Source organism: Shewanella sp. BJSY2023SW005 (assembly GCF_047314585.1).
In the GTDB taxonomy this organism is placed as follows: domain Bacteria; phylum Pseudomonadota; class Gammaproteobacteria; order Enterobacterales; family Shewanellaceae; genus Shewanella; species Shewanella algae.
This window is the reverse complement of sequence record NZ_JBKORJ010000011.1, coordinates 1-1079: the sequence shown is the minus strand read 5'-3', so window position 1 is coordinate 1079 and position 1079 is coordinate 1. Positions and strand designations below refer to the sequence as shown.

Annotated in this window: 1 protein-coding gene and 1 pseudogene; one reads left to right on the top strand and one right to left on the bottom strand. The window is 50.9% G+C overall.

All coding sequences use genetic code 11. The annotated features are described in order from the left end of the window. A partial coding sequence (locus tag ACMHXI_RS01455) for an IS110 family transposase (RefSeq protein ID WP_413733824.1) occupies positions 1-849 on the bottom strand: 849 nt, incomplete at its 3' end. A 117-nt stretch (positions 850-966) separates the two neighbouring features. Here ACMHXI_RS01455 and ACMHXI_RS01450 point away from each other — a divergent pair. Continuing rightward, positions 967-1079: pseudogene (locus tag ACMHXI_RS01450) on the top strand (alpha-amylase family glycosyl hydrolase); the annotation flags it as partial.

The following is a 1079-nucleotide window of genomic DNA, read 5'->3' as shown; positions in this document are numbered from 1 at the left end:
CTCTGTTTTTTGGTTTATTAGCGCCCACGCTATTCGGGCATTTTTGTTAGCCAGCGCCACTACAGCTTTGTTTACGCCACTTCGGGCAATAATACGCTGGAGACCTCCACATCGTTCTTCCGGAAGGTTGATGACCCGGTAAACCACTGAGCGGGCGCCATGAATAAGCAGTCCTCGCAGATAACCATCTCCGCGTTTTGTTATCCCGAGTAGTCTGACTTTACCACCACTGCTGTGCTCCTTCGGAACCAGCCCCAGATAGCTGGCAAAATGCCGGCCATTCTGAAAATCAGCGCTGTCGCCCAGAGCTACCGTCAAGGCTGAAGCCCCTAATGGCCCGATACCAGGTATGCTTTTCAGTCTGAGGGTATCCTCATTTTGCTGGCTGATAAGCGCAAGGCGCAGATCCAGAGTTTTAATCCGCTGCTGATTGTCCTGAAGTTCCTGCAACATCTCATGGAACAGCTCCCGGCTGAGCGTGGTGAGCTCATTTTCTGCATCCTCCAGGTGCTCAGGCAGGTGGGCCATAATTTTATGAGCCCCTTCCGGTATGGCGATACCGTATTCCAGGCCTAGCCCCCGTATCTGGTTAATCAGCGCGGTTTTGTTTTTCATCAGCCGCTGGCGAACCCTGTGCAGACATTGAATATCCTGCTGTTCAATAGACTTCTCCGGCACATAGCGCATACCCGGGCGACTGTCAGCTTCGACAATTGCAGCTGCATCATTTTTGTCATTTTTACTGCCCATTCTGAAGGGGGCAACATACTGTGGACTGATTTGTTTAACTTCATGTCCGTATTGCCTGAACTGGCGTGACCAGTAATTTGCACTGCCGCACGCTTCCATCACAATACGGGACGGAGGCTGCTGAAAGGAAAAGATAGGACAGCCATATCTTTTTGATGTTTCGCCAAGCCTTGACTAGGCTTTGAAATACCCATCAAAGCTCAGTCGAGGTTGGTTATGACCACAGCCCGTCGTCAGTTGATAGATGCTGAAAGTACGCCCTTTTACCACGTGATTAACCGTTGCGTGAGAAGGGCATTTTTGTGTGGTGAAGATGCACTGTCGGGGCG